The organism is Parashewanella sp. 2210YD4-3 (genome assembly GCF_056591735.1).
Genome location: NZ_JBWQOG010000001.1, coordinates 301348 through 326827 on the forward strand (window position 1 = coordinate 301348; position 25480 = coordinate 326827).

19 protein-coding genes are annotated in these 25480 nt (G+C 41.2%); 11 read left to right on the forward strand and 8 right to left on the reverse strand.

Features of this window, described 5'->3' with window-relative positions; all coding sequences use genetic code 11:
- Nucleotides 1–8: 8 nt before the first annotated feature.
- The 3 genes from pdxA to lptD all read right to left on the reverse strand — a co-directional run bounded on the left by pdxA (nucleotide 9) and on the right by lptD (nucleotide 4720).
- Nucleotides 9–995 (reverse strand): 4-hydroxythreonine-4-phosphate dehydrogenase PdxA, encoded by a 987-nt coding sequence (gene pdxA / locus AC1EU0_RS01340; protein ID WP_480300082.1) that lies wholly within the window; start codon nucleotides 993–995, stop codon nucleotides 9–11.
- 9 nt (nucleotides 996–1004) lie between these two features.
- Nucleotides 1005–2300: a peptidylprolyl isomerase SurA gene (surA, locus tag AC1EU0_RS01345; protein ID WP_480300083.1), complete on the reverse strand. Its 1296-nt coding sequence runs from the start codon at nucleotides 2298–2300 to the stop codon at nucleotides 1005–1007.
- Nucleotides 2301–2386: 86 nt separating this feature from the next.
- Nucleotides 2387–4720, reverse strand: a complete 2334-nt coding sequence (lptD, locus tag AC1EU0_RS01350; protein WP_480300084.1) for an LPS assembly protein LptD — start codon at nucleotides 4718–4720, stop codon at nucleotides 2387–2389.
- A 55-nt stretch (nucleotides 4721–4775) separates the two neighbouring features.
- Between lptD and AC1EU0_RS01355 the strand changes: the two genes are divergently transcribed.
- Genes AC1EU0_RS01355 through AC1EU0_RS01370 form a run of 4 tightly spaced genes read left to right on the forward strand, consistent with a single transcriptional unit; the run spans nucleotide 4776 to nucleotide 8270 of the window.
- Nucleotides 4776–5879 carry an aminoglycoside phosphotransferase family protein gene (locus AC1EU0_RS01355; protein ID WP_480300085.1) on the forward strand — a complete coding sequence of 368 codons (1104 nt, stop codon included), beginning with the start codon at nucleotides 4776–4778 and terminating at the stop codon, nucleotides 5877–5879.
- Nucleotides 5876–6541: an N-acetylmuramate alpha-1-phosphate uridylyltransferase MurU gene (gene murU, locus AC1EU0_RS01360; protein WP_480300086.1), complete on the forward strand. Its 666-nt coding sequence runs from the start codon at nucleotides 5876–5878 to the stop codon at nucleotides 6539–6541. The genes AC1EU0_RS01355 and murU overlap by 4 nt, the downstream gene beginning before the upstream one ends.
- Nucleotides 6538–7320: a co-chaperone DjlA gene (gene djlA / locus AC1EU0_RS01365; protein ID WP_480300087.1), complete on the forward strand. Its 783-nt coding sequence runs from the start codon at nucleotides 6538–6540 to the stop codon at nucleotides 7318–7320. The genes murU and djlA overlap by 4 nt, the downstream gene beginning before the upstream one ends.
- A complete protein-coding gene (locus AC1EU0_RS01370; protein ID WP_480300088.1) occupies nucleotides 7320–8270 on the forward strand; it encodes a D-2-hydroxyacid dehydrogenase in 951 nt (316 codons plus the stop codon). Before djlA ends, AC1EU0_RS01370 begins: the two co-directional genes overlap by 1 nt.
- Before the next feature lie 15 nt (nucleotides 8271–8285).
- Here the strand turns inward: AC1EU0_RS01370 and AC1EU0_RS01375 are convergent, their stop codons facing one another.
- From AC1EU0_RS01375 to sfsA, 4 genes are all read right to left on the reverse strand, one after another.
- Nucleotides 8286–8627: a hypothetical protein gene (locus tag AC1EU0_RS01375; RefSeq protein ID WP_480300089.1), complete on the reverse strand. Its 342-nt coding sequence runs from the start codon at nucleotides 8625–8627 to the stop codon at nucleotides 8286–8288.
- Between the two features lie 91 nt (nucleotides 8628–8718).
- A complete protein-coding gene (gene gluQRS, locus AC1EU0_RS01380) occupies nucleotides 8719–9579 on the reverse strand; it encodes a tRNA glutamyl-Q(34) synthetase GluQRS (RefSeq protein WP_480300090.1) in 861 nt (286 codons plus the stop codon).
- A 68-nt stretch (nucleotides 9580–9647) separates the two neighbouring features.
- Nucleotides 9648–10091 (reverse strand): RNA polymerase-binding protein DksA, encoded by a 444-nt coding sequence (dksA, locus tag AC1EU0_RS01385; RefSeq protein ID WP_480300091.1) that lies wholly within the window; start codon nucleotides 10089–10091, stop codon nucleotides 9648–9650.
- A 276-nt stretch (nucleotides 10092–10367) separates the two neighbouring features.
- The gene (gene sfsA / locus AC1EU0_RS01390) at nucleotides 10368–11075 is read right to left on the reverse strand and encodes a DNA/RNA nuclease SfsA (protein ID WP_480300092.1); all 708 of its coding nucleotides are present in this window, start codon (nucleotides 11073–11075) and stop codon (nucleotides 10368–10370) included.
- 85 nt (nucleotides 11076–11160) lie between these two features.
- On the opposite strand from sfsA, the gene pepB reads away from it, so the two are divergent.
- From pepB to AC1EU0_RS01420, 6 genes are all read left to right on the forward strand, one after another.
- Complete coding sequence (gene pepB / locus AC1EU0_RS01395; protein ID WP_480300500.1) at nucleotides 11161–12453, forward strand: aminopeptidase PepB; 1293 nt, start codon at nucleotides 11161–11163, stop codon at nucleotides 12451–12453.
- A 455-nt stretch (nucleotides 12454–12908) separates the two neighbouring features.
- Complete coding sequence (locus AC1EU0_RS01400) at nucleotides 12909–13745, forward strand: hypothetical protein (protein ID WP_480300093.1); 837 nt, start codon at nucleotides 12909–12911, stop codon at nucleotides 13743–13745.
- Between the two features lie 123 nt (nucleotides 13746–13868).
- A complete protein-coding gene (gene hrpB / locus AC1EU0_RS01405) occupies nucleotides 13869–16376 on the forward strand; it encodes an ATP-dependent helicase HrpB (RefSeq protein ID WP_480300094.1) in 2508 nt (835 codons plus the stop codon).
- Complete coding sequence (gene mrcB, locus AC1EU0_RS01410; RefSeq protein ID WP_480300095.1) at nucleotides 16376–18685, forward strand: penicillin-binding protein 1B; 2310 nt, start codon at nucleotides 16376–16378, stop codon at nucleotides 18683–18685. Before hrpB ends, mrcB begins: the two co-directional genes overlap by 1 nt.
- Before the next feature lie 222 nt (nucleotides 18686–18907).
- Entirely contained in the window at nucleotides 18908–20374 is a 1467-nt protein-coding gene (locus AC1EU0_RS01415) for a lactonase family protein (RefSeq protein ID WP_480300096.1), read from the forward strand.
- 157 nt (nucleotides 20375–20531) lie between these two features.
- Entirely contained in the window at nucleotides 20532–21440 is a 909-nt protein-coding gene (locus AC1EU0_RS01420) for a VirK/YbjX family protein (RefSeq protein ID WP_480300097.1), read from the forward strand.
- Here the strand turns inward: AC1EU0_RS01420 and AC1EU0_RS01425 are convergent.
- Nucleotides 21421–22452, reverse strand: coding sequence for an FAD-dependent oxidoreductase (locus AC1EU0_RS01425; RefSeq protein WP_480300098.1), 1032 nt, complete (start codon nucleotides 22450–22452; stop codon nucleotides 21421–21423). The genes AC1EU0_RS01420 and AC1EU0_RS01425 overlap by 20 nt on opposite strands.
- A gap of 323 nt (nucleotides 22453–22775) precedes the next feature.
- Here AC1EU0_RS01425 and AC1EU0_RS01430 point away from each other — a divergent pair, with 323 nt between their 5' ends.
- Complete coding sequence (locus tag AC1EU0_RS01430; RefSeq protein WP_480300501.1) at nucleotides 22776–25418, forward strand: TonB-dependent receptor plug domain-containing protein; 2643 nt, start codon at nucleotides 22776–22778, stop codon at nucleotides 25416–25418.
- The last annotated feature ends 62 nt before the right edge of the window (nucleotides 25419–25480 follow it).

The window sequence follows — 25480 nt, forward strand, 5'->3', positions numbered from 1 at the left end:
TTTAAAAATTACTGTGTATTAGCTAGCTCAATAGCTTTATTCACAGCACAGACGAAGCTGCCAATATCGGCTTCACCAGTCCCTGCCAATTCGAGTGCCGTGCCATGATCCACTGATGTACGGATATAAGGCAAGCCCAATGTAATATTTACTGATTTACCAAACCCAAGGGATTTTAACACAGGAAGCCCTTGATCATGATACATCGCTAAAACAGCATCAGCATCAGCTAAGTATTTTGACTGAAATAAGGTATCTGCTGGTAATGGGCCAACAAGCTCCGCATCTAATTCAGCTCTAAGCTTTTCTAGTGTTGGTATGATGATGTCGATTTCTTCTCGACCAAGGTGTCCATCCTCACCGGCATGTGGATTTAATCCACATACATAAATTTTGGGCGTTTTTATGGCAAATTTTTCAGTCAAATCTTTATGCAAAATTCGGGTAATATTAGTTAATCGCTCAGGAGTAATGGCTTTAGATACATAAGCCAATGGTATGTGAGTTGTTACTAATGCAACTTGCAACTCTGGAGCCGACAACATCATAACGACATCACGGCAACCTGCTTGATTAGCAAAATATTCTGTGTGACCACTAAAAGGAATTCCAGCTTGATTGATGATCCCTTTATGGACTGGGCCAGTAACTACAGCATCAAACAAACCATTCATGTTGTTTTCACCAGCGTAAGTTAAAGTATCAACCACATAGTTACTATTTTTTTCATTAAGCTCGCCGCAAACCACTTCTGCTTCTAATGAAAAAGGCACTATGGTTAACGTTCCAGCCTCTTGTGATCGCGCCTCTAACGTCGGCTGGTATGGCTTTAACTTTAGCGGCAAGCCGAGTTGTTTGGCTCTAGTCATCAACAAATTGGGATCTGCACAAACAACAAGCTCAGCATCCCAAGACTGCTGAGCAAGTTGTACTACTAAATCAGGGCCTATCCCCGCCGGCTCTCCCGGCGTGATGGCGATTCGTTTAGTTGTCAAAGGTGTTCCTTATTTTTTATCGTCAAACACTTCGATGTAAGCCTCTGAACGCATTTCATCAAGCCAGTTTTGTAACTCTTCATTAAATTTTCGACGGAAGATCAACTGATGTGCACGGTTAGTATTAAACTTATCCGTAGCATCAACCGTTCTACGCTCCTCCAATTGAGCAATATGCCAACCGTGGCTGGTTCTAAATGGTTCGCTGATCTGCCCAATTTTCAAGTTTTCAAGCGTTTTAGCAAATTCTGGAACATAAATACTTGGTTGTGCCCAACCTAACTCACCACCCTTAGCTGCTGAACCAGGATCTTCAGAATACTTACGGGCTACATCAGCAAACTTTTGTTTGCCATCACGAATTTGCTTTAAAAGATCAGTCAATAATGATTTAGCTCGCTCTTCAGATAAAATTGGTGATGGTTTCAACAGAATATGACGCGCTTTTACTTCTTTAATTTCATTAACTTGCTGACCACGAACATCCATAATTCTAATGATATGGAAACCCGACCCACTCTTAATAGGGCCAAGAATATCGCCTTTTTTGGCACCATTTACGACTTCAGAAAATAAAGTAGGCATTGCATTAATGTTCATGTAATCCCAAATACCACCTTCAAGCGCTTTAGGACCTGATGAAGCAGCGATTGCCGTGCTCTTAAAATCGGCTCCATCTTTCAGACGCTTTAGTACCGTTTGTGCACGTTTACTTGCTGCATCGAGTTGTTGGCTAGTAGGGTTGCTAGGTACTTCGATAAGAATGTGACCAATTTGGTACTCAACGTTTTTATTACCTTGCTCTTTAATTAAATTTACAAGGTTAGTGATTTCTTGTGGTGATACTTGAATGCGGCGTTGAACTTGAATACGCTGGATTTCACCGATGGTCATTTCTTGACGTAATTGCTCACGATACTGAGCAAAACTGGTTCCCGATCCTTCAATCTTCTTTCGCATTTGCTCAACGGTAACACCTTGGTCTTTCGCGATATTGCTAATGGTTTGATCCAATTGCAGATCACCAATATGCAAACCAATACGCTCAGCCATTTGTAACTGCAAACGAGTAAGAATAAGTCTTTCAATAACCTGTGTTTTTAGTGCTTTATTAGAGGGTAAAGTCTGATTGTTTGCCTTAGCATTTTCTTTAACTGTGTGCATCATATCTTGAACTTCACTTTCCAAGATAATGCCATCATTTACTTGTACTGCAACTCGATCCAACGGCTGTGGCACTGCCATCACCGATTGGCTTAACAATATCGCACATACGGCAAAAATCACTTGTTTACAAAATCTCATCCACAAAATCCTTGGCTGATTATTAATTATTTTTTCACTGTTCGCTTTGACTACGTCTTTTGACAGAGGTTCAGCAATCTAGCACATTAATCTGTTAAATAAATGGGTTTTCTGTAATTAAAGATGCTGTCTTTCAACATATCTGAGATGCCAAGGTTACCTGAGCCCCCCAACCCTTTAATCATGAAATTAAGATAAATACCACTCTCAAACTGCTCCCGATCGATTGGAGTCGTCGCAATATTATCATTAAAGTTGGTTCTGATCCGATAGTGATAGCTCAAACGCGCTACCCAACAGCATGATTCATATTGGAAACCAGCATAACTCTCAATCGAACGTTTACGTTTAAAGTCGTAATACCAATCACCGACAAAATATAAGTTCTTCTTAATAGGCCAGGCAATACGTGTTCCTGCTTGAGCGATGTCCACTTTGTTACCAGTATTAGCATTATTATTTACTAAATCAGGCACAAAACGGTAACTTAACTGAAACAGCTTATTGGCTTCTGGACGAAAATCTAATGTAGTTTCATATTTACGAGTTTCATTGAGTTTGGTGTCATATTGAACTTCTGAACTGACATACCAATCATTGTAAACATGGGCATCTAATTCCGCGGCCAGCACCGATGAAGATGGCTGGTTAGTAAGCTCATTATTGGATAAACCTACTCTGCTGTTTCGTAAGTAAAAAATTTGTCCAAAACTAAATTTCAGTTTTTCACGATTACTTTCATCGAACAATCGAGAGGTTAAACCCAAGGTAACTTGGTTAGCATCGGCAATACGATCCAGCCCAGAAAAACGACGATCTCTAAATAGGCCGTAATAGTCTTCTTGTAATTGAGCTGTATCGTACAAAGCAATGTTGGATTGATCTTGATAACCGACATAGAGATACTGAATTTGCGGTTCAAAGGTTTGACGATAATTTTGGTCAAATAACTGGGTTTGACGCTCTAAATTAACCTGCCCGTGCAAACGAATAGATGGAATAGTACGACTTACGCTTTTCTCCAACCCTAAACTTTTCAAGCCATTGCGTTGCCAGTAATTGGTTTGATAAAGCTTCAATTCTGTCGTGAAAGATCCAGCCGGGCCATATAGTGGTAACAGCAATCTTGGCTCAATATGTAAACGAGTCGCGGAGTTGTGCGTGTCTTCATCATGAGCAAAATTAGTTACTTCTGAATAAATATCAAAATTTAGGTTGTTACTTAATTCAGGGAAACGATAATCAAAGCTGAGCTGAGGCATCACTTGATAAGGCTTTTCAGATAGCCCGAGCACTTTAATGTCTTGTACTTTTAAGCCTAAATCCCAATCATTACTTAAATAATTTAATTCACCTACTCTAACCAACTGGTTATCAGTCGCTTGTTGAACATCAGAGTTAAAATCAGTGAAGTAGTTGTTATCTGATACATCTGTAAAGTTGGTTAATACACGTAGGTTTTCATTGATTCGACCTTGGTGCTCCCAGTGATATAGATAACGATTAGGATTACCTTGCAGGTGGTCATCACTCGGCAAGTACTCAAGATTAAGCTTACCGTTTTGGTTATTGTTTTGCTCATCTGGCACCAAGTAGCGAAATTCAACCTTACTTAATAAACCACGATTTGACATATAGTCGGGGGTAAAAGTTAAATCGTATTCAGGCGCTATGTTCCAATAAATGGGTACTTCTAACTCCACACCATTGATGGTACTGGTACTGAATTTTGGGAACAATAAACCAGACTTTCGTTTATCAGACACTGGAATGGTCATATAAGGAACATACATCACCGGAACATCACCGATTTTCAGTTTTGCCCCCCAAACTTCTCCCCATTCTTCCTTACTGTCTATCTTAATTTTATTGGCTTCTAACACCCAAGACTGACTCTCTGGTGGACAGGTTGTAAAACTACTGCCATTTAAGATCAGGTTGTTCTCTGGGGTAATCTCAAGTTGCTTGGCATCACCGTGAACTTGCTGCCCTTTGAGCCAATATTGCGCGCCTTTCAGAGTGGCACTGTTATTTTTCATCTGGCCTTCAATGGAATCCGCAGTAATTGTGACTAACGGATCCTCAAAGGTCAGATTGCCTTTAGCCGATAGCTGCTGGGACTCACTATTAACGGTGGCTTCATCGGCGTAAATATGCCGAGGACCTTGCCTAAAGGTCACTCCTCCTGAAAAATGTGCCTCTTTCCCCATTTGTGCATCCGATTGATCTGATTCAATCCAAATGTGATTGTTATTCAACCCCATTGTTGCTTGGCTTTTTCTTGGTGCAGATGGAGGAAGGATCAGACATTGTGACTCGTCTGTCTTTGGATGTGCTGAAGCCGCTTCAGGTTCAGAAGCTTGCTGAGCGAAAACTATCGTAGGGGTAAGGCTAAGTACCAAAAAAAAGCGAAAGTTCATTAGATATTCGTCAATCAATGCCAAAAATGAATTAAGTTATAATCTTGGTCTATAAATGCAAATAAAAGAAGACTATATTCTTGTTTGTCCGAAAAAGTCATTGCGGACAATATTAGTCGACATGATAAATCAATTTTTTATTAAGAGCTATGAGATGCCATTGTCCGATCAAAGATTTTTTCAGCTAACTGAATGGGTTCGTTTATGTTTAGATCCCAACATTCAATTACACCTCATCTCTGGAGACGCCAGCTTTAGGCGCTATTTTCGATTTGAACACAATAATCAAAGCTATATTGCAGTAGACTCGCCACCTAATTTAGTGCCGATACTGCCATTTGTTGAATTAACTCAAAGTTATCACCTATCAGGAATAAATACACCTGAAGTATTACACCAAGATGAGCAACTTGGCTTTATGGTGCTTACCGACTTAGGCGATAACATGCTGAACTCTGCATTAAATGCGGATACGGTTATTCCATTATACCAGCAAGCCATCGAACTTCTGCCTTTGGTTGCCAAGGTACAAAGTACGAACAGACATCAATTACCTGCTTTCGATGAAGCCTTTATTTCAACAGAGTTATCCATTTTTAATGATTGGCTATTAAAAGAACACCTTAATTGTCAGCTTGATGAATCGACACAAAAAATGCTGCTACAAGTGTTCGATACATTAACTAAAGCCATTGTCAGCCAACCTCAAGTTGCCATGCATCGAGATTACCACAGCCGTAATATCATGCTTCATAACCAACAAATGTATCTGATTGATTTTCAAGATACCGTGGTTGGCCCAATTTCTTATGATGCGGTTTCTTTACTTCGTGATTGCTACGCAGTGTGGCCATCAACAGTGGTTGATGATTTAGCCAAATATCATTTCGAACAATGCCTTAAGCACGAGCTACTATCAACAAACACCCTATTTGAACAATATCAATATTGGTTTGATCTAACCGGCATGCAACGTCACCTGAAAATAGCAGGTATTTTTGCAAGACTTCATCATAGAGATGGTAAAAGTGGTTACTTAGCTGATATTCCTCAATCACTTCATTACCTTATCGAAGTAGGAAGCAGGTATACTGAGTTTTCTGACTTAGTCGCTTGGTTACAACAAGAAATACTTCCCAAAGTAGAGGCAACACTTTGAAGGCAATGATATTAGCTGCAGGTCGTGGGCAAAGGCTACGGCCATTAACTGACACACTTCCCAAACCGTTAGTCCCCGTGAATGGCAAACCACTCATCGCCTATCACCTAGAAAAGTTGGCCGCGATTGGAATAAAAGAAGTGGTGATAAACACCGCTTGGCTTGGGCATAAAATCCCAGAAGCACTGGGTAATGGTGATAGATGGCAACTTACCATCCATTACATACACGAAATGGAAGCATTAGAAACGGGTGGAGGGATTTTTAACGCTCTTCCACTTTTGGGAGATGATCCCTTCTTTGTCATTAACGGTGATGTGTTTGTTGAGTCTCTGCCCGATTCACTCGCCGGTATGCAATTGCCTGATAACTGTCTAGCGCATTTATGGTTAGTTGATAACCCTGAACATAATCCGAGTGGTGATTTTGGACTTTCGAACCATTACTTACAAAATGAATCAGATACCATGCTGACTTTTTCTGGCATGGGTATTTATCATCCAAAGTTATTCGACAAAGCACCGACAGGCGCCTTTGGTACACCTTTATTAATTCGTCCTGCCGCCGACAAACAATTGATCCACGCAGAACATTTTACTGGTTTATGGTGTGATGTTGGTACCATAGAGCGGTTACATCAATTAGAGAAACACATTCAATGAAGATTTGGGGTAAAGTTTTTGGTTTTATGATCGGCTTTATGTTTGGCCGATTTTTTGGCGCTTTATTAGGGCTATGGCTAGGTCATATGTATGACAAGTTTCAAGGAGCAAAAGCATTCTTAGGACAAGCCGCCGAACGCCAACGACAATTTTTGAACTCAACCTTTGCTGTTATGGGGCATGTCGCTAAAGCTTCCGGTCGAGTTACCGAAACCGACATTCGTATCGCTACCATGCTAATGGATCAAATGCGCTTACATGGACAAGCACGGACTGATGCGCAAAATGCGTTTAGAAAAGGCAAAAGTGACAGCTTCAATTTAAAGGCGTGCCTTGCTGAATTTAAAGAAACGACAGGCCGTCGACCAGAATTAAATCAGATGTTTTTGGAAATTCAAATACAAACTGCTTTGTCCGATGGTGAGCTGGATGGCAATGAGCGAAAAATTCTTGCTACTGTTGCCCAAGAATTAGGGTACAGCCAACAGCAACTTGAGCAACTATTATCCAGATGGCAAGCCGAATTTCGCTTTCAACAATCACAATCAGGCCGAGCCAGAAAAACCAGTGCTGCCGATGCTTATCAAGTATTGGGACTGGACGCTAAGGCTAGTGACAAAGACATCAAACGCGCTTATCGTAAACTGATGAACGAGCACCACCCAGATAAACTCGTCGCCAAAGGTTTACCCGAAGAAATGATGGAGTTAGCTAAGAAAAAGACCCAAGATATTCAATCGGCCTATGATCACCTTAAGCATGAGCGAGGATTCAAATAATGAAAATTGTGGTATTGGACTATTTCACCCTGAACTCTGGCGATTTGGACGATTCCGCACTCAAAGCCTTGGGAGAAGTGACTTTTTACGACAGAACAATGCCTAATGAAGTCATTGAGCGCTGCTATCAGGCTGATATTATTCTTACTAACAAAGTACCGCTAAACGCCGAGACATTATCTTCACTTCATCAACTTAAGTTTATTGGTATTCTGGCTACAGGCACTAATGTCGTTGACTTAACAGCAGCGAAAGCGCAAGGTGTTATCGTCTCCAATATCCCTGCTTATAGCACTCAATCAGTGGCGCAAATGGTGTTTGCCCACATACTGAACTTCACCCAAAAAGTAGCGATTCATGATCAGGCAGTCAAACAAGAAAAATGGCAAAACTGCGATGACTTTTGTTTTCAGCTTGCTTCGACCTACTCTTTAGTTGGTAAAACATTGGGGTTAATTGGCTTTGGTGAAACAGGCAAGCAAGTTGCCGCTATTGCAAGTGCGATGCAAATGAAACTAATCATTCACTCCCGCACCAAACCTGCCTCACTACCTGAAAATGCCAAGTGGGTTAGCCTTGAGGACGTATTTTCACAATCAGACATTATTTCACTCCAATGTCCTTTAACACCTCAAACGGACAAATTGGTTAATGCTGAAAAACTAGTACTAATGAAATCAGGAGCATTACTAATCAACTGCGCTCGCGGAGGACTAGTCGATGAAGACGCACTTGCTGAATCGTTACATCAAGGTAAAATCTTCGCAGGCGTCGATGTGCTCTCAACGGAACCACCCGCAGCTGACAACCCTTTATTGACGGCTCCAAACATCAGTATCACACCTCATATAGCATGGGCGAGTTTAGAAGCAAGACAAAAGTTAATGACAATACTGGTAGAAAATATTGCCGAGTTTCAGGCAGGAAATGCGATTAACCAAGTGAATTAATCGCACTATTATACTTTAAGCTAGCTTTATTTCTCCATGGTCATCGCAGTGACCATCATGTACATGGTGTAAACGACCATCAACTAAATAATCGAAATGATCACCATGGGGCACTCGCTCATGACCACAATTTGGTCCGTGAACGTGCCCAGATTCAACACAAGATTTTACAGGGTGACACCCATCAGGGTTGGTATCATTAACGTCAATTACATGTTCATCATAGTGATCTTCATGCGGGTGGTGTAAATGACCATCATGCAAGTAATCAACATGATCATCGTGAATGATCGCCGTATGCCCACAATTCTTACCATGTTTATGCTCATGGTGACTATGAATTATATGTTCACTCATCTTGTACCTCAGGTTTTGTCATTCAAATAGCAAAATGAGTATAAAACTGGATGCTTGTATAGAGTCTGAACTGATAAAGCGTGTGTAGTCTCTAGGATAAGAGGATTTCTTTTTGTAGCGGAATCGCTGTCAATTGAAATTGTTTCACTGCTTGAGTCAACATAATTTCTATGTCATCACTATAATCTACGGCTGGCTGTCCTAGAAACGCTAATGCTTGAATTAGGCTTTTTTGCGGGTTATTTGAATCAACCGCAGTGGCGGCGTTTTGCTTAGACAACTTAAATCCCGGCCTTGTGGAAGCCAACGGTAAGTGCAGCCACTTTGGAGCAGGTAAATTCAAGCTCTGAAATAAACTTAATTGACGGCAAGTTGCTTCTAATAAATCACTTCCTCGTACCACTTCAGTGACCCCTTGAAAGGCATCATCCAAAACCACAGCTAATTGGTACGCAAATAAACCATCGCTTCGTTTGATAATAAAGTCTTCTTTGGAGAACCCTGCTTCAACCGCTACTTCACCTTTTAGCTCATCAATGAACTGAGAGACACCTTGTATATTGACTAATCGCATCGCCCCACTCTCTAATTCAAGTGGTTTACAACGCCCATCATAAATACCGCCCATTTCTCGAACGACTTTTCGAGTACATTGGCAGTAATAAGCTTTTTTTTGCTGTAGAAGTTGAGAGAGAGTATCTTGATAAGCTTCTTGTCTCTGGCTTTGATAAAGCACTTCGCCATCCCAATGCAACCCGAAAGCGTCAAGGGTTTTGAGAATGTCATCCGCTGCACCTTTGATCTCACGCGGTGGGTCAATATCTTCCATTCGGAGCAACCACTGACCGTTCAATGAGCGAGCTCTAAGATAGCTACCTAATGCGGCAACAAGAGAACCAAAATGAAGTGAACCTGAGGGAGAGGGCGCAAAGCGGCCTATGTAGGGTGACATAACACCTTCTAAAGAGATCAATAAAGTGAGAAAGACCGACTCTTTCTCACTTTAAAATGGCGTGAAACTTAACCTGCCATTTGCTTTTCTTTGATTTCCGCAAGCGTTTTACAATCAATACATTGATCCGCTGTTGGACGAGCCTCTAGGCGACGAATACCAATTTCGATACCACAAGAATCACAGAAACCAAAATCTTCTTCTTCGATTTTCTGTAATGTCTTTTCAATTTTCTTGATCAGTTTACGCTCTCTGTCACGAGCACGAAGTTCAAGACTGAACTCTTCTTCTTGCGCGGCACGGTCAACAGGATCTGGGAAGTTGGCGGCTTCGTCCTGCATGTGGTTGAGCGTTCTATCAACTTCTTGACGCAATTGATTTCTCCAAGCTTCGAGGATCAACTTAAAGTGACTCGATTGCTCGGCGTTCATGTACTCCTCACCCGGCTTTTCCTGGTATGGTTCTACACCAGCGATAGCGAGTACGCCAAGTTTTTTATTGCCTTCAGGCATAACGCATCTCCTGTCTTCATTTGCGTTTTAAGGGCGTTTTTAAGAACGGCCGCTATCTATATCAGAAGTTTTGCACCTAGGCAAATTTTTTAATGGAAAATTTACCTTTCAACGTCCGTTTTTAATGCTTTATTCAACCCATGCTAAATTAGCCAAAAAGTATAGTACGCTTCTTAGAAATACATCAAACATTGCAACAAATTTAATTCCTAGTTGCGTATTTATAAATCAACAATGTTACATCTGCTCAAAAAAACAGCTTAAAATGCCAATTATCTAAGTTAGAGTAAACTGTAGCTTTTCAGATAACTGCATCATTGATGGATTAATTGCAGCTTTATAAGCAATTACTTCGACTCCAGCCTCAATTGCTAATGCGAGTAATTCTGCGTACTTGCTGTCAATATGGCTCGCTGGCTTTACGCTATAAATCCCCGTATGTAACACGGCAAACAATAATACTGCTCTGTTTCCCTTTTCTGCCATTTGCATCAATTCTCTGAGGTGCTTTTGCCCACGAGTTGTAACTGCATCAGGAAAGTAGCCTTGCCCATTATCCAGCAAAGTGACGCTTTTTACTTCGACATAGGTATCTGGCTTGTCCTCATCTGTTAGCAAAAAGTCTATTTTACTGTTCTCGTCGCCGTATTTTATTTCACGCTGTAAACTTGAGTATCCTTTTAACTCTTCGATGATCTGTTGATTGATTGCCTCTTCTACAAGATGATTAGCACGAATGGTATTGACGCAAATGAAATGCCCATTTTGAGTTTGGGTACACTCCCAACTATGTTGGTATTTCCGCTTAGGGTTATCAGAAGTGCTGTACCACACTTTATCGCCAACCTCAGCACACCCCGTCATCGCTCCCGTGTTAGAGACATGCATAGTCGCTTCGCTTCCACTAGCTAACGTTACATCGGCTAAAAAGCGTTTATAACGCTTGATTAATGTTGCACACTCTAGAGCTGGGTAAAATTCCATAAACACTCACTGAACAATAAAAACGTAAATTGTGGCGCAAATTGTTTCTCAAAGCGAGGATCAGTTAAACTGGCTGCCATTTTCCATCAAGGCAAAAAATATGACTTCTTCGATTAACATTCACCTGACACTACAGCAACCTGAATCCCATTGGGGAAATTCTGATATAAGCTTTCATTCTGACTCAGCCAAGATTCATCTTACTGGGCAAGATAACTTAAGACAGATCCAAATGGCAGCAAGAAAGATACGTTCTCAAGGGATCAACGCGGTATCTTTACAAGGCGATTCTTGGGACATCAATAATCAATGGGCTTTCTATCAAGGCTTTGCTACTGCCAAGTCGGGCTTTACTGTTGAGTGGTATGGTGACGATAAAATTCAGAAATCATTAGAGCATCGCAAAGAATCAGCCAACTTTGCTCGCCAACTGGTCAATGCTACACCTGAAGAGTTATCACCTGTTGCCTTAGCTGAAGCCGCTGCAGAATGGTTACAATCGTTAGCGCCTAATAAAATTACTTCTACTATCATCAAAGGCGAGGCGTTACTTGAACATCAATGGGTTGGTATTCATGGTGTTGGTCGTGGTAGTGAGCGCCCACCAGCCTTGCTTGAACTTGACTTTAACCCAAGTGGCAAATCAGATACCCCTGTAGAAGTCGCACTTGTGGGTAAAGGCATCACTTTTGACTCAGGCGGTTACAGTATCAAAAGCTCTGAAGGAATGCTGGGCATGAAAGCCGATATGGGTGGAGCTGCAACGGTTACTGGTGCATTAGGGTTAGCGATTAAAAACGGCCTTAATAAGCGCGTTAAATTATTCTTATGTTGCGCTGAAAACCTTATTAGCGGTCACGCCTATAAACTTGGTGACGTACTGACATACAAAAATGGTACAACCGTTGAAGTAGTAAATACCGATGCTGAAGGTCGTTTGGTACTAGCAGATGGTTTACAAGCCGCCTCAGAAACTGGCGCTCCGCTGATCATCAATGCCGCAACCTTAACTGGAGCTGCCTATAACGCCGTTGGTACTAACTATAACGCCATTTTTTCTCCACAAACTGAGATGTTAGATTTAGCTAGAGAAAAAGCGACTGCTGTGGCTGAACGAGTTTGGCCTTTACCAATGGATCCGTGGCACAAAGACATGTGCCCTTCTCCTTATGCTGATACAGCAAACAGTCGTCCAGTAAAAGGTGGTGGTGCTGGCGGTGCTTCCAATGCAGCAGCATTCTTATGGCGCTTTGTGCGCGATGACGCGAAATGGTTACATTTTGACTTAGCTGGCGCATTCTCTGATAACAACAGTCCACTCTGGGCGGCAGGCGGAACTGCTCATGGTGTGTTAACGATTGCTGAGTTGATAAAGTAATTAAGTGAGCCTGATTAGGGCCTGTTGATCTTTCAAGATTAAATTTTGTGCAATTTGAGCGCTTTCTGTTCAAGGCGTGAGCAGTGAAGCTTAGTCATCTAAGTAAGCTGGTCACAACGCCGAATAGGAAGTGCTCAAAGCATCGAAGACAGCGTAAATTGGTACTTTCTTTGAAACAGAGAGCTGCTGCGTTATCGTTTGTTTATGTGGAAACTAAGTAACGACAGTTTTGTATGTCGGTAGTAACCACACTTCACAAACTCTGCCTTGCATAAGACAACCAATTTATCGCTGCAAAATTAAGCACGAAAGATCAACAGGCCCTAACCTTCCAGTACTCATCTGCTGGATGATGTATATTTAATTGTCCTTTCCATCAAATTAACAAACTTTAAGTTGTAAACAACTAATAATAAACAATAATTTTATTCATAGGCTTATCTTTAAATTCGACTATGACTCACGAAATAAATTCAAATACAAACGTAGCATCTTACTGCTCTCAGCTTTTTAGATTGTGTGAAAGTGTTGATGATTACGATGATACCGAAACAGAACAGCCCTTTTGGGAGGTTAAAACTCAAAAACAAAAAACTTCAATAGATGAAGCATGGTTTTCCTCTCAATCATCAGAATTTTCTGAACCATCATCTTCATTGGCAAATGACAGTAGATTTTATCCCAAAGTTGAAGAGTTAATCTTTGATACGAATCTATGCTATCCAGAAGATCAGCGACAATGGTTGAGGTGCGCTCGTCGAAAAACGTCAGCTGATAACCCTGCACTCACTTTATTACTAGATTTAGATCATACCGTGTTTGTTGCTTTTAAAAAGTCTGATGAATTATCAGCATTCTTAGAGCAGGGCACCCGATTTAATGCCAAGGACTACATTACAGTTATTCATGAGGATGGAGTTACAAGTTTTTTTATTGCCATTGATACATTCGCTTTAGAAGCGATTTATCAATTTCAGCAAAGAGGTCATATTGTCGCTGTAGTTACAGCTGGGACATATTCATTTACTGAAACCGCTAATTTATTTTCGCAATATAATGTCACATTAACGAAATCGCTATTTTTTAACCGTTATCATGCAAGGCCTTTTCAAAAACGGTTTTTTATCGACTCTATGTTAAAGGCTAAAAATAACTGTTTATTAATAGATGATCTTGAAGACAATTGTCCTACTTCTGCCCATTTCGAAGAAGCAACTGAATTTTATTTTCCACTTCCAGTCTTAGAGGACACGCCTACTCAGCCAGCCATCAATATCGATGATACTGAATGATACCCAGAAATAAAGTCGACTCAAAAAGCACTTTCATTCCATTAATTAAATGATGCCTTTATACACCATATACAGCCTTTAACATTTGAAATATTAAGCAAAAAATGATCGTGCACGATTTAAATGCTAATATGTCGACCAGTCAAAACCAATTCGTTGCAGCTCTTGAACACGCTTCCTATTCACAGTCTTTTTCCCCAACTCCAAGACGCCCTCACTCGCAATAACCAATTGATAATCCAAAGCCCGACAGGCTCAGGTAAGTCCACAGCCTTACCACTTGCTATGATGGATTGGTCTCAAGTTGACGGAAAGATCTTGATGCTTGAACCAAGGAGAGTAGCAACTCGTAGCATTGCTAAGTTTATTGCTCAACAGCGCAGGACTGAATTGGGCAATGAAGTCGGTTATCGTGTTCGAGGTGATAAAAAAATATCGGCCAATACTCGCTTAGAAATTGTCACTGAGGGCATACTCAGTCGCATGATCCAAAACGATCCTGAATTAACAGGGATTGGCATGATCATCTTTGACGAGGTGCATGAACGTCATCTCACCACAGATCTAGGCTTAGCACTTGCGCTTGAAGTACAACAAAGCCTTAGAGATGATTTAAAACTGGTTTTAATGTCTGCAACCTTGTGCTTCGATGATCTCAAAGCACTACTACCAACTGCAGATTATTTAGAATCAGAGGGACGTAGCTTTCCAGTTAGCATTAAATACTCGCCATCAAAAGATCCAAAAGCTTGGTTATCCCATACAGAAAGAACCATCCATTCTCTAATCACCAATGATAGCCAAGGCGACATTCTTGTGTTTCTCCCCGGAAAAGGTGAAATACTCAAATTAGAACAAGAGCTTAATGCATATAACATCAAAGATGTTTGCATATTAACCCTGTATGGAGAACTAAGTCATCAAGCTCAGGATGCGGTTCTCAAACCCAGCACCAATCAACGAAAAGTGATTTTATCCACCAATATTGCCGAATCAAGTTTAACCATAGACGGCATAAAGTGGGTGATAGATTCAGGCTTGAAAAGGCATGCCAGTTATAATCCGAAAACCGGAGTGACACGATTAAGCCTAAAACCCATCAGCCAATCATCTGCAACACAACGCAGTGGTCGTGCAGGTCGAACCGCTGAGGGGCATTGCATTCGTTTATGGCGACAAGAAGATCACCAACGGCGAGCCTCAACAGATACACCTGAGATTGCCGACAGTGATTTACTTTCAATGGCGCACCATTGCAGTTATTGGGGAAGCAGGCAGTTCGATGAACTGCCTTTATTGACTCAGCCACCAACGGTTCATCAACAAAAGGCATGGGAGTTATTGCAGTCTCTCGAATTTGTTGATGACTCGCATAAAATCACCTCATTAGGTAAACGCGCTTTTGAACTTGGCACAGAGCCTCGCCTTGCGCATATGCTTTTAAAGGTAGAATCTAATCCTCAACAGCTTGGATTAGCCTGCCTGCTGACTGCAGTATTAGAAGCGCGAGGATTACCAAAAAAAGGTTGTGATATTCAACATTACCTAAGCTTGTGTCTTAAAGGGTTAATCGGACAACAAGCCAAAAGCTGGTTGAAACGATTTAATATCACCTTGCCTATAACTGACTTAATCCACAATGCTGACTGGCAAACCATAGGCTTGCTTTTGGCTTATGCTTTCCCTGAGCGCATTGCAAAATCTCGTTCTGCTGGTCGATTTCTAATGGCTAACGGTAGCGGTATCATCATTGATGAGCAAGATCCATTAGCTCAGCACACCTATGTGGTTATAGCAGATCTACAAGAAATGGACGGCAAAAGTGATGCAAGGGGCTTTTTAGCTGCCCAATTTTCCCCCGATTTATTTGAACATGAACTTAAATATTTACTGCAAACTCATACTCATAGCGACTGGGATAAATCATCAGGGCGCTTTATTGCAGAACAACAACAACGAATTGGCCGCCTAGTCATTGCTAAACAAAAGCTTAATCAACTGACATCTAAACAACAAAGTGATGCCATATTAAGTTATGTGCAACAACAAGGGCTGACCGTTCTTAGCTGGAATGATAACACTATTCAGTTACAGCAACGGCTGTTGTTAGCGAAGCAATATCTACCTCAATTTAAATGGCCTGATATCAGCTCACAGTGGTTAAGCCATCATTTATCACAGTGGCTTACTCCCTATTTGTCTAATATCACAAACCTCAAACAATTATCACAAATAGACACTTATCAAATTTTGTGGAGTTTATTAAACTGGGAACAACAAACAGCGCTTGATCAACACCTTCCGACTCGCTGGCCCTTAGTTACGGGAACAAAAGCCCCTTTAACGTATACCAACGAGGGAAGAGTATTAATGAGTGTTCGCTTACAAGAAGCACTAGGGTTAGCTGAAAGCCCTAAGCTGGCGAATCATCAGTTGACTGTTACTATGGAGTTGTTATCCCCAGCTCGAAGACCAATTGCGGTAACCGCTGATTTAGCCAGCTTCTGGCAAGGGCCGTATAATGAGGTAAAGAAAGAAATGCGAGGGAAGTATCCCAAACACCTTTGGCCAGATGATCCACAAAATACCCAAGCGACCAAGTTGACGAAAAAGAAATTAAACGGACAATAATGACGACAAAAAAAACCACGAGCAGTCGTAAAAAGACTTCTAAGCTAAAACGTTCACAAAGTTCACTCCTTAAAAAAGCATGGTCAATTTTTTGGAAGCTTGGCGTGATTACACTGGTATTTCTCACTTGCTATACCATTTATTTAGATCAAATTATTGCTCGAAAATTCGAAGGTCAAAAGTGGCATTTACCCGCTCAAATTTATGGTCGGTCCATGGCTCTGTATCCGGGTGCAGCGATTAGCCATCAACAACTTATTGATGAACTAAAATTGCTGGGTTATCGAAAAGTTTCTCACCCTCGCCAAGTCGGAGAGTTTTCTGCTTCTTCAACTAAAGTGGATATCTGGCGTCGTTCGTTCCATCATCCAGAAGGGAATCAACATCAGCAACGAGTGATGGTGACTTTTAATCAGCAAGGGGTTCAAAATGTTTTGCGCCCAGACCAACGACAACTCGCTATTTTTTATCTCGAACCGATTTTATTAGATCGTATTATTACCAGCGATGGCCAAGACCGGTTATTTGTTCCGGCTGACAAAATTCCACCTTTGATAGTAAAAGCCCTATTACAAACTGAAGATAGAGAGTTTTATCATCATCACGGGATTAACCCTCTCGCCATTTTACGTGCGCTATTCATTAATATATCGGCTGGTCGAACAGTTCAAGGTGGCTCAACCTTAACCCAACAGTTGGCAAAAAATTTCTTTTTGACGCCTGAGCGATCATTGATCCGTAAAGCACGTGAAGCCTTAATGGCATTGGTGATCGACTACCGATACAGCAAAGATGAAATTTTAGAGGCTTATCTCAATGAAGTGTACATGGGGCAAGATCGTGCTCGTTCTGTTCATGGTTTAGGTTTGGCATCACAATTTTATTTTGGTCGCCCAATTAGCGAACTGTCTATTGATCAACAAGCCTTTTTAGTTGCAGTGATTAAAGGGCCTTCTTACTACAACCCTTGGCGTAACCCTGAACGTGCAATGGAGCGTCGTGATTTAGTACTTCGACTGCTGATGGATTCAGGCGACTTAAGCACGAGTCAATACAGACTCTCTGTAAACGCACCTTTGGGGATCCGTAAGAGCAGTCGAGAAGTTCATCAAAAACTGCCTGCTTTTTTTGACTTAGTGAAACAAGAGCTTGCTGAGCGTTATGGACCTGAACTACTAAAAATGTCTGGAATCAAGATCTACACCACTCTAGATCCTCTTGCCCAGCGCGCAGCAGAAAAAGCCATTACCTCAACCATGAAGCGTCTACGCAAACGAGCAGGTAACCAAGACCTTCAAGTCGGCATGGTAGTGACGGATAAACTTAATGCTGGTGTAGCCGCTATGGTAGGCGATCGTCGACCTACCTATCACGGGTATAATCGTGCCATGACCATACGTCGCCCGATTGGATCTTTGATAAAGCCATTTGTTTATGCAACGGCATTAGCAAAACCCACGACGTACAACTTAGCGTCACCTTTAGACGACAAGCCAATTACCTTGACTAACGGTAAAGGTAAAACTTGGTCACCTCAAAATGTCGACAAACAATTCCTAAATAACGTTTCGCTTTTAACAGCATTTAAACGTTCACGCAATGTCCCTACAGTTAATCTTGGAATGGCTTTAGGGGTAACCAATGTTATGGATACACTGGTTGACGCAGGTTGGAGTGAAACCATTTCCCCTTACCCATCCATGCTATTAGGTGCTTTAAATGGCTCTCCAATGATGGTGGCTCAGGTGTATCAAACCATTGCAGATTCGGGGCGAATGCGTCCTTTAAGTGCCATTACCTATGTCTTAGATAATAATGATAACCTCATAGATACTCACCATGCTTCAGCCAAACAAGCGATAAGCCCCAAGGCCGATTACTTAACTCAATATGCCATGACAAAAGTAGTACAGTCAGGCACTGCGACTCGTTTACATAAACAATTTCCTAACACCCGCTTAGCAGGTAAAACCGGCACCAGTAACGATAACCGTGACTCATGGTTTGCAGGCTTCGATGAAAGAAATGTCGCTGTGGTTTGGGTAGGAAAAGACGATAATAGCAAAACGGGCTTATATGGCAGCAGTGGCGCGTTAACCGTTTATCAGCAGTTTTTGAACTATCGAAAACCAATAGGGCTTAGGTTAGCGCCACCCTCAGGGATTGTTCAAGGATACTTTGATACTCAAACAGGTCTTCCAATGGAAGCGGATTGTGAGAATGTGATTCAGCTTCCTAGTGATAGTAAAAGCTATCAACCTGCCGCCAATTGCGGTAAGCCGCTCTCATGGTGGCAGAAAATTTTATGATCTAGCCCTTAATCTAAAGAATCAGCAAATCACTTTGCCTCCTCCAAAAATTTGGGGGATGGCAATCCCATAAACCAACAAACATCACAATATACCTTCTGCGTTACATGATCTCGCTCACAATACTTCAAACCTAAAGGTGAAAGAATCGGTTTGGATATTAGCGTGAAACATCAAATTTATATTCCTTCCTTGTTTTATATTTTCAAAGGTAAAAGCACTATGAGACTTTCAAAAAAATGTGTTTTTAATGGAGTAAAAGCATTAACGGTTGCTCTTCCGTTGGCTTTCTTAGCCGCTTGTGGTGGTTCAAGTCACCATGATAAAAAACCAGAGTTAATGGGCTTTATGTATACCACCACAAATGGTGTCGGTAACAATATGGTATTACGGCTATCTAGATATGCCGATGGCACTGTGGGCAACGAGGTCGCAACAGCAACTACAGGGCTTGGTGGCGCGAATCCAACTGCTGGTGGCGATGCTAGAGGAGACTATGACTCTCAAGGCGCCATTCAAATCATAGGAAACTATTTACTTACTGTAAATTCGGGCAGTAATGACATTACAGTGTTTAAGCTAAATAGAACCACTGGTGACTTGAGTCAAATGGAGAATGTTGATTCAGGTGGTGTACGCCCGGTGAGCATTACTTATACAAAAAAAGCAAACAGTGATAATGAGTACTGGGTGGTAGTGGGCAACCAGTGGAACAATCCTAATATCCAAAAAGGTCAGGGAAACACCAAAAATGAACCAATAGAGCGTTATCCAAGTGATTCATTCTTTAGAGATGACAATGGAAACAAAAATTTAGATGTCGATGACCCAAGTGATGGCATGAGGAATATCAAACTATTTAGTTTTGACTCAAGCGATGGAAGCTTAACTTCCGATGGGGGGGCACCATTAGCGACTTATCGCATACAAAACGGTGGTCCCACTGATGTTGTGTTTTCACATGATGGCAGCAAACTCGCCGTAGCGACTTGGGGAGTAGCCCGTTTATTTACCAGTACACCACAAGCTCCCGCAGGAGAGCAAAGACCAAGCCGCGTGTATGTATATGACTTTAATACTACGACAGGTGTGATCCCAGAAGCACAAAGAACTAATCCTAGGTACTACCAACAAACAGGAGTCGCTGGCACCATTGGCATCAACTGGGCTCCAAACAGTAATACCTTTATTCACGCCAGTAACTTTAATTTGTCTTCAGCGTTACCTGACTATGGCTTAACAGTCCTTGAAGATAATGGCAGCACCGTAAATACTGTTACAAAAAAACAAAACTTCAAAACAGGCCCTGAAGGACAGGACGAAGCTTGCTGGACATTGATCAGCCCTGACAATAAGCTCTACGTTTCAAGCTTTGGTGCAAATTCAATTACACCATTTACTTTGAAAGATGACGGAACTGTAAATCAAAAACAAGATTATGCCGTTCGCTCTAATACGGCACCCAACGTAGCCCCTGCAGGGGATACTAAAGATATGTATGTCACACCAGACAATAAATACCTTTATGTTATCGGCGCCTTTCAATCATTCACTATGAATCGATTTGATATTACTGATACAGGGTTGAAGTACGCGAATCAATACACTTTTGAGCAAACGGAAAAAAGCCAGAAAAACACTGGTGCTCACAATTTCTTAGGGCTAGTTGGATTCGATATTAAAAAATAGCCATTTGAATTTTAAATCGCTCTTAAAACGGCAAGCTTATCGTATAGATGTTATAGGTAAGCTTGTTTTAGCAAAATGAAAAATAATTCATTAGTAGTCAGCTAGTTACCATTGATAGGATCTGTATCGAAAAATTGCTTTATCATCTCGGTGGTTTATGGCTGTACTATTTTTGGGAAGTAAAGTCTCTAACAAAATAAATCGATTATCGAATGTAGACTATTATCAAAGAAAGCCTCTCAAACGCATACGATTATTGGCTTGGGGTCTCATTTATCGAACTACTCTCAACACTTATTTAAGCCACCTTGAACAGTTAAATCTGCTTTGGTTAATTGAATCTCATCCCTTGTTCATCGAAAAACCTCTAAAACCCTATGGGTTGGTGACTTGGTCTTTACAACAACGTTTGGCTTATTTACTAGAGCACTTTGATTTTGTACAAGGTCAATTAGGCAACAAACTGCATCAAGTGTATTCACATCAAGGATTAGTGTTATTTGCTTTTAAAGATAGGAACGGACAAAGCTATACCATTAAGCTCTATCAAGGGGAAGCTCGCGAAGGCAGCATGGGTCTGATACTCACCAATCATCTCAATCAAAGCATTTATTCGTTATCATTTACTGTTTTTGGAAACGAAAAACCAAGGCTTCACATCGGAAATGTGCAAGGAGCGAATAACAGTGTGTTAGATCGCTCAAAGGTCATTGTTGAGCTAACTCGTACTTGTTTTGGTTTAAGGCCTAAGGCGCTTATTTTAGAAGTGTTAATCATGCTGGCAAGACATTGGGGGATCGAGCTGATAACAGCGGTATCTAATAGAGGGCACATCTATCAGGCCATTCGATATACAGGCTCAAAAAAGCACAGCTGTCATTTTAACTATGATCAGCTTTGGCAAGAATATAAAGGCACTGAACTGAATAAATACTTATTTCAATTGCCATCCACTCTAACTAGAAAATGCTTAGAAACTCTTTCAACTAGCAAACGTAGCCTATATAAGAAACGCTATCAGTGGTTAGAGCAACTCAGCAACCAAATCAGTATTTCAACCAAATAGGCAGCACTTGCTTTATGTAATCCATGAATTTACCTATTCCCACATTCCACTCTTGATACCCAAAAGGATCCGTCACTAAATTAGGAAAACCAACACCGACACCAAACAAGCCGTGAGCAATTATCCCATTATAAGGGTTGTAGCGAAGCGGCTGCTGGATATCAGAAATTTGTATATTTGTTCGCGCTTCAAAGCCAATACAGAATACGGCTTTAGTACACAGATCTATTTTTTCGTTCCAATTACCATCTTCACAATGAACTCTTTCTAAGCGATCTGGCAAAGTGCCGTCAATATTGGTTTTCGCCCATAACGCAGCGTGTTCTTTTAATCCCGTATTATCAAACAAAACATAATCATCCATGTACACAGCATATTTGGTTGGACTGCGATAAAAGTTAATCACCTTTTTAACCTGCGTATTCATCAAGTTTTCAAGGGCAACCATAGCGGAATGGGAAGAACCAAACACTGCAACGGTTTCGTCTTCCAAGTTTTTACTTCGAATAATTTTATCATTCAGCGCTTCAGTTAAGGGGATCGTAGGAATAGCTAATGGCAATGTGTTAGGTTCAGATCCCGTCGCTAGCACCACTTTACTCGCTTGAATATTTTGCTCATTTCCAGTTAAACACCATTTGCCATGAGTGCGAGTTATCTTGTTAACTTTCATTTTAATTGAAGTAACTTGAGATAATAGCTGCTCAGTTATCCATTCCAACGGCGGTAATAGGTGGCATAAACGGCAACTGCGCTCTGGGTCAATACTATGAATTTTAAACATTGGGGCTTGATGGAATCGAAAACTTGCACATTCATTAAAGAACGCCATAAAGCCTTTTACTTTTGAGTTACCTTGAACTCGAAACCACTTATCACCGATATCCCCCACTGAAAACTGTGGATCTACCCATGCAATTTCATCAGCAAGGACTCCTGAATCAATTAAATTTCCTACGGTTGCAATCCCTGCAGGTCCAGATCCGACAACACACCATGAGTAGCTACGCATACTTACTCCAATTGCCTATTTTTCCTAAGATTTTACTTAAGAGTAGCTTAATCAAAGCTTTCAGATGGTTACGCTAGTCAAAATTTAAACAACCACCCAACAGTGATTAACAATTTATTTACAATAATTGGATAATTATGTTTAATGGATGCCGTAAGCGGAAGGATTCGTTTCTAGTTTTCAGGATTTCATCAGCAGCACTCCACTCAAAATGTAGAGATTGATGCACCTGTAGAAGCCCCTATTGCAGACAGATACTTATAACAATAAACACAGTTGTGTCTTGGACCAACTTTTATACAACAAAGTACAAGGCTGGAATGATGAGAAAACAAAACCAAACCTTTAATCTTAGTTCACTGGGTATAGCCATCGGCTTTGCACTATCAGGGCTAACCTACACTAATGTAGCTTTAGCTGATGAAGCTGAAACTGTCGATGCAGAAAGCATTGAAAAAATTGCCGTTGTCGGTACTCGTTCAGCCCCTCGTTCAGTTGGTGACTCACCGGTTCCGGTTGATATTATCGGTGGCGATGAACTAGAAAAAGCGGGCAATACAGATATGCTCGAAATCCTAAAAGGCACAGTTCCATCACTCAACGTGCATACTAACCCGATCAGCGATGCTGCAACTCTAGTTCGTCCAATGAACCTTCGTGGTTTATCGGCTGATAGTACACTTATTTTGCTTAACGGTAAGCGTCGTCACCGTTCATCGGTAATCACTTTATTAGGTGGCGGTATCAACGATGGTGCCCAAGGCCCTGATGTTTCAGTTATCCCTAGTATCGCTTTGAAACAAGTTGAAGTTCTGCGTGATGGAGCCGCTGCACAGTATGGTTCTGATGCCATTGCAGGTGTTGTTAACTTCCAACTTAAAGACAGTAATGACGGCGGTAGCCTAGAAGTCAAACACGGCGAATACTATGAAGGCGACGGAACCAGCACTCAAATTTCAGGTAACATAGGCATGCCGCTTTCTGAAAACGGCTTTGCTAATGTCAGTTTTCAATATAAAAATGCGGATGCAACGAGTCGAAGTGTTCAACGTCCTGATGCAGCCGGTTTTGCAAGTAAAGGGATAAAGGTAGACAACCCAGCACAGGTTTGGGGTTCGCCAAAAATTAAAGATGATCTGACTGTATTTGCCAATTTAGGTCTGGAGTTAGATGAGCATTCAAGTGCTTACTTATTTGGTAATTACTCAACCCGTGAAGCAAAAGGTGGTTTTTACTACCGTAATCCAAACAATCGCCCGGGCGTTTATGGTGGTATTGTTCGTGAAATTGACGGACAAAAAATGTATCGCCCTAGTGATGACAATGCAGCATTACAAAAGCGTTGGGACGAAGCACCAGCCACTATCTTAGTTGGTTCATTAGACGGTAAAGCCAAACAATTAGACTGTCCATTAGTCCCCATTGTAAACGGTATCCCAGATCAGGCCGCTTTAGGCTCGCTAGAAGCAGCCAACTGTTTTGCGTTTAATATGATTCTGCCAGGCGGTTTTACGCCAAACTTTGGTGGTGAAATCATTGATACCTCAATCACAGCAGGAACCAAAGGTGAGTTTCAAATTGATTGGTTAAAGGGCATTACTTATGATTTCAGCGGTTCATATGGCCGTAACGATTCTAAGTATTTCCTATATAATACCGTTAATGCTTCATTAGGCCCTGACACACCACGTGACTTTAACCCTGGTCAAGCCATTAACTCTGAAATCACGTTCAATGCTGATTTTGTTAAGTTCTTAGATTGGGGACTAACAGATGAAGTCGCATTTGCATTTGGTGCAGAGTGGCATAAAGAGAACTATCAGGTTATCGCGGGTGACGAAGCTTCTTTCAAAGTAGGCCCGTTATTTGACCAAGGCTTTAGTATTGGGTCAAACGGCTTCCCTGGTTATAAACCTTCGGCTGCAGGCGATTATAGCTCAAACAACAAAGCGGTTTATGTTCAAACAAGCTTACCAATGTCTGAGAACTTACTGGTTGATGCAGCATTACGTTATGAAGACTTTGATTCATTCGGGTCAACTTTAAACTACAAAGTAGCTGGTAGTTATCATTTAACGGATGAATTTGCGGTTCGTGGCTCAGTTAATACCGGTTTCCGTGCGCCAACAGTAGGTCAGCAAAACTTCACTAACGTTCAAACTGAACTGTCTGGTGGCGTATTAGTGGACTCAGCACTGTTGCCACCAACCAACCCAATTTCTCAAGAACTTGGTGGTAAGGCCCTGTCTCCTGAAGAATCCTTCAGCTACACCTTTGGTGGTGTATTTACCTATGGTGATTTGTTTGTCACTGTCGATTACTACAACATTAAGGTTGAAGATCGTATCGGACAATCAAACAAAATTGAGCTTAAGCCAGCACAAAAAGCAAAGCTTAAGGCGGCTGGTGTACCAAATGTTGATGGTCTAACCAAAGTAAGCTTCTTTACCAATGACTTTGACACCACAACTCAAGGTATTGATTTAGTTGCTAACTATTCAGCACAGCTGTTTAATGGTGATTCTACCTTTGCGTTTGCTTATAACTGGAACGAAACCAAAGTAGATAAGTACTCTGATATTACTGGTAAATTTAAAGTTGCTCGTCTTGAAAAAGATTTACCAAACCACAGAGCAACATTTACTTGGTCACAAAGCTGGGAAGACGTAAGCATGTTTACTCGTGCTAACTACTTTGGCGAGTACCAAGGTGTTCACGTCGACTTTGACAAAACGGTTAAAACTGGCTCTGCAGCAGTAACCATTGATGTTGAGGTGAATTACAACTTTAATGAATCTTTCGCTCTAGCTGTTGGTGCACAAAACCTATTAGATCAAGATGCTGAACGTATAGACTTCGATTACGATAATATTCCAAATAACAACTGGGGTGGTAAGTTTTATGAAACGTCACCATTTGGCTTTAACGGCGGTTATTGGTACGTTAAAGGTACTTACAAGTTCTAAAGTTTAACTTAGATACAAAAATGCCCTGAACTTTCAGGGCATTTTTATTTGTTCAAAACTCA

What these genes read in the sequence shown, in the direction of transcription:
- surA (WP_480300083.1), bottom strand. Translation starts at nt 2,300, where the DNA reads ATGAGATTTTGTAAACAAGTGATTTTTGCCGTATGTGCGATATTGTTA.
- lptD (WP_480300084.1), bottom strand. Translation starts at nt 4,720, where the DNA reads ATGAACTTTCGCTTTTTTTTGGTACTTAGCCTTACCCCTACGATAGTT.
- AC1EU0_RS01355 (WP_480300085.1), top strand. Translation starts at nt 4,776, where the DNA reads ATGCAAATAAAAGAAGACTATATTCTTGTTTGTCCGAAAAAGTCATTG.
- djlA (WP_480300087.1), top strand. Translation starts at nt 6,538, where the DNA reads ATGAAGATTTGGGGTAAAGTTTTTGGTTTTATGATCGGCTTTATGTTT.
- AC1EU0_RS01370 (WP_480300088.1), top strand. Translation starts at nt 7,320, where the DNA reads ATGAAAATTGTGGTATTGGACTATTTCACCCTGAACTCTGGCGATTTG.
- AC1EU0_RS01375 (WP_480300089.1), bottom strand. Translation starts at nt 8,627, where the DNA reads ATGAGTGAACATATAATTCATAGTCACCATGAGCATAAACATGGTAAG.
- gluQRS (WP_480300090.1), bottom strand. Translation starts at nt 9,579, where the DNA reads ATGTCACCCTACATAGGCCGCTTTGCGCCCTCTCCCTCAGGTTCACTT.
- dksA (WP_480300091.1), bottom strand. Translation starts at nt 10,091, where the DNA reads ATGCCTGAAGGCAATAAAAAACTTGGCGTACTCGCTATCGCTGGTGTA.
- sfsA (WP_480300092.1), bottom strand. Translation starts at nt 11,075, where the DNA reads ATGGAATTTTACCCAGCTCTAGAGTGTGCAACATTAATCAAGCGTTAT.
- AC1EU0_RS01400 (WP_480300093.1), top strand. Translation starts at nt 12,909, where the DNA reads ATGACTCACGAAATAAATTCAAATACAAACGTAGCATCTTACTGCTCT.
- hrpB (WP_480300094.1), top strand. Translation starts at nt 13,869, where the DNA reads ATGCTAATATGTCGACCAGTCAAAACCAATTCGTTGCAGCTCTTGAAC.
- mrcB (WP_480300095.1), top strand. Translation starts at nt 16,376, where the DNA reads ATGACGACAAAAAAAACCACGAGCAGTCGTAAAAAGACTTCTAAGCTA.
- AC1EU0_RS01415 (WP_480300096.1), top strand. Translation starts at nt 18,908, where the DNA reads ATGAGACTTTCAAAAAAATGTGTTTTTAATGGAGTAAAAGCATTAACG.
- AC1EU0_RS01420 (WP_480300097.1), top strand. Translation starts at nt 20,532, where the DNA reads ATGGCTGTACTATTTTTGGGAAGTAAAGTCTCTAACAAAATAAATCGA.
- AC1EU0_RS01425 (WP_480300098.1), bottom strand. Translation starts at nt 22,452, where the DNA reads ATGCGTAGCTACTCATGGTGTGTTGTCGGATCTGGACCTGCAGGGATT.
- AC1EU0_RS01430 (WP_480300501.1), top strand. Translation starts at nt 22,776, where the DNA reads ATGAGAAAACAAAACCAAACCTTTAATCTTAGTTCACTGGGTATAGCC.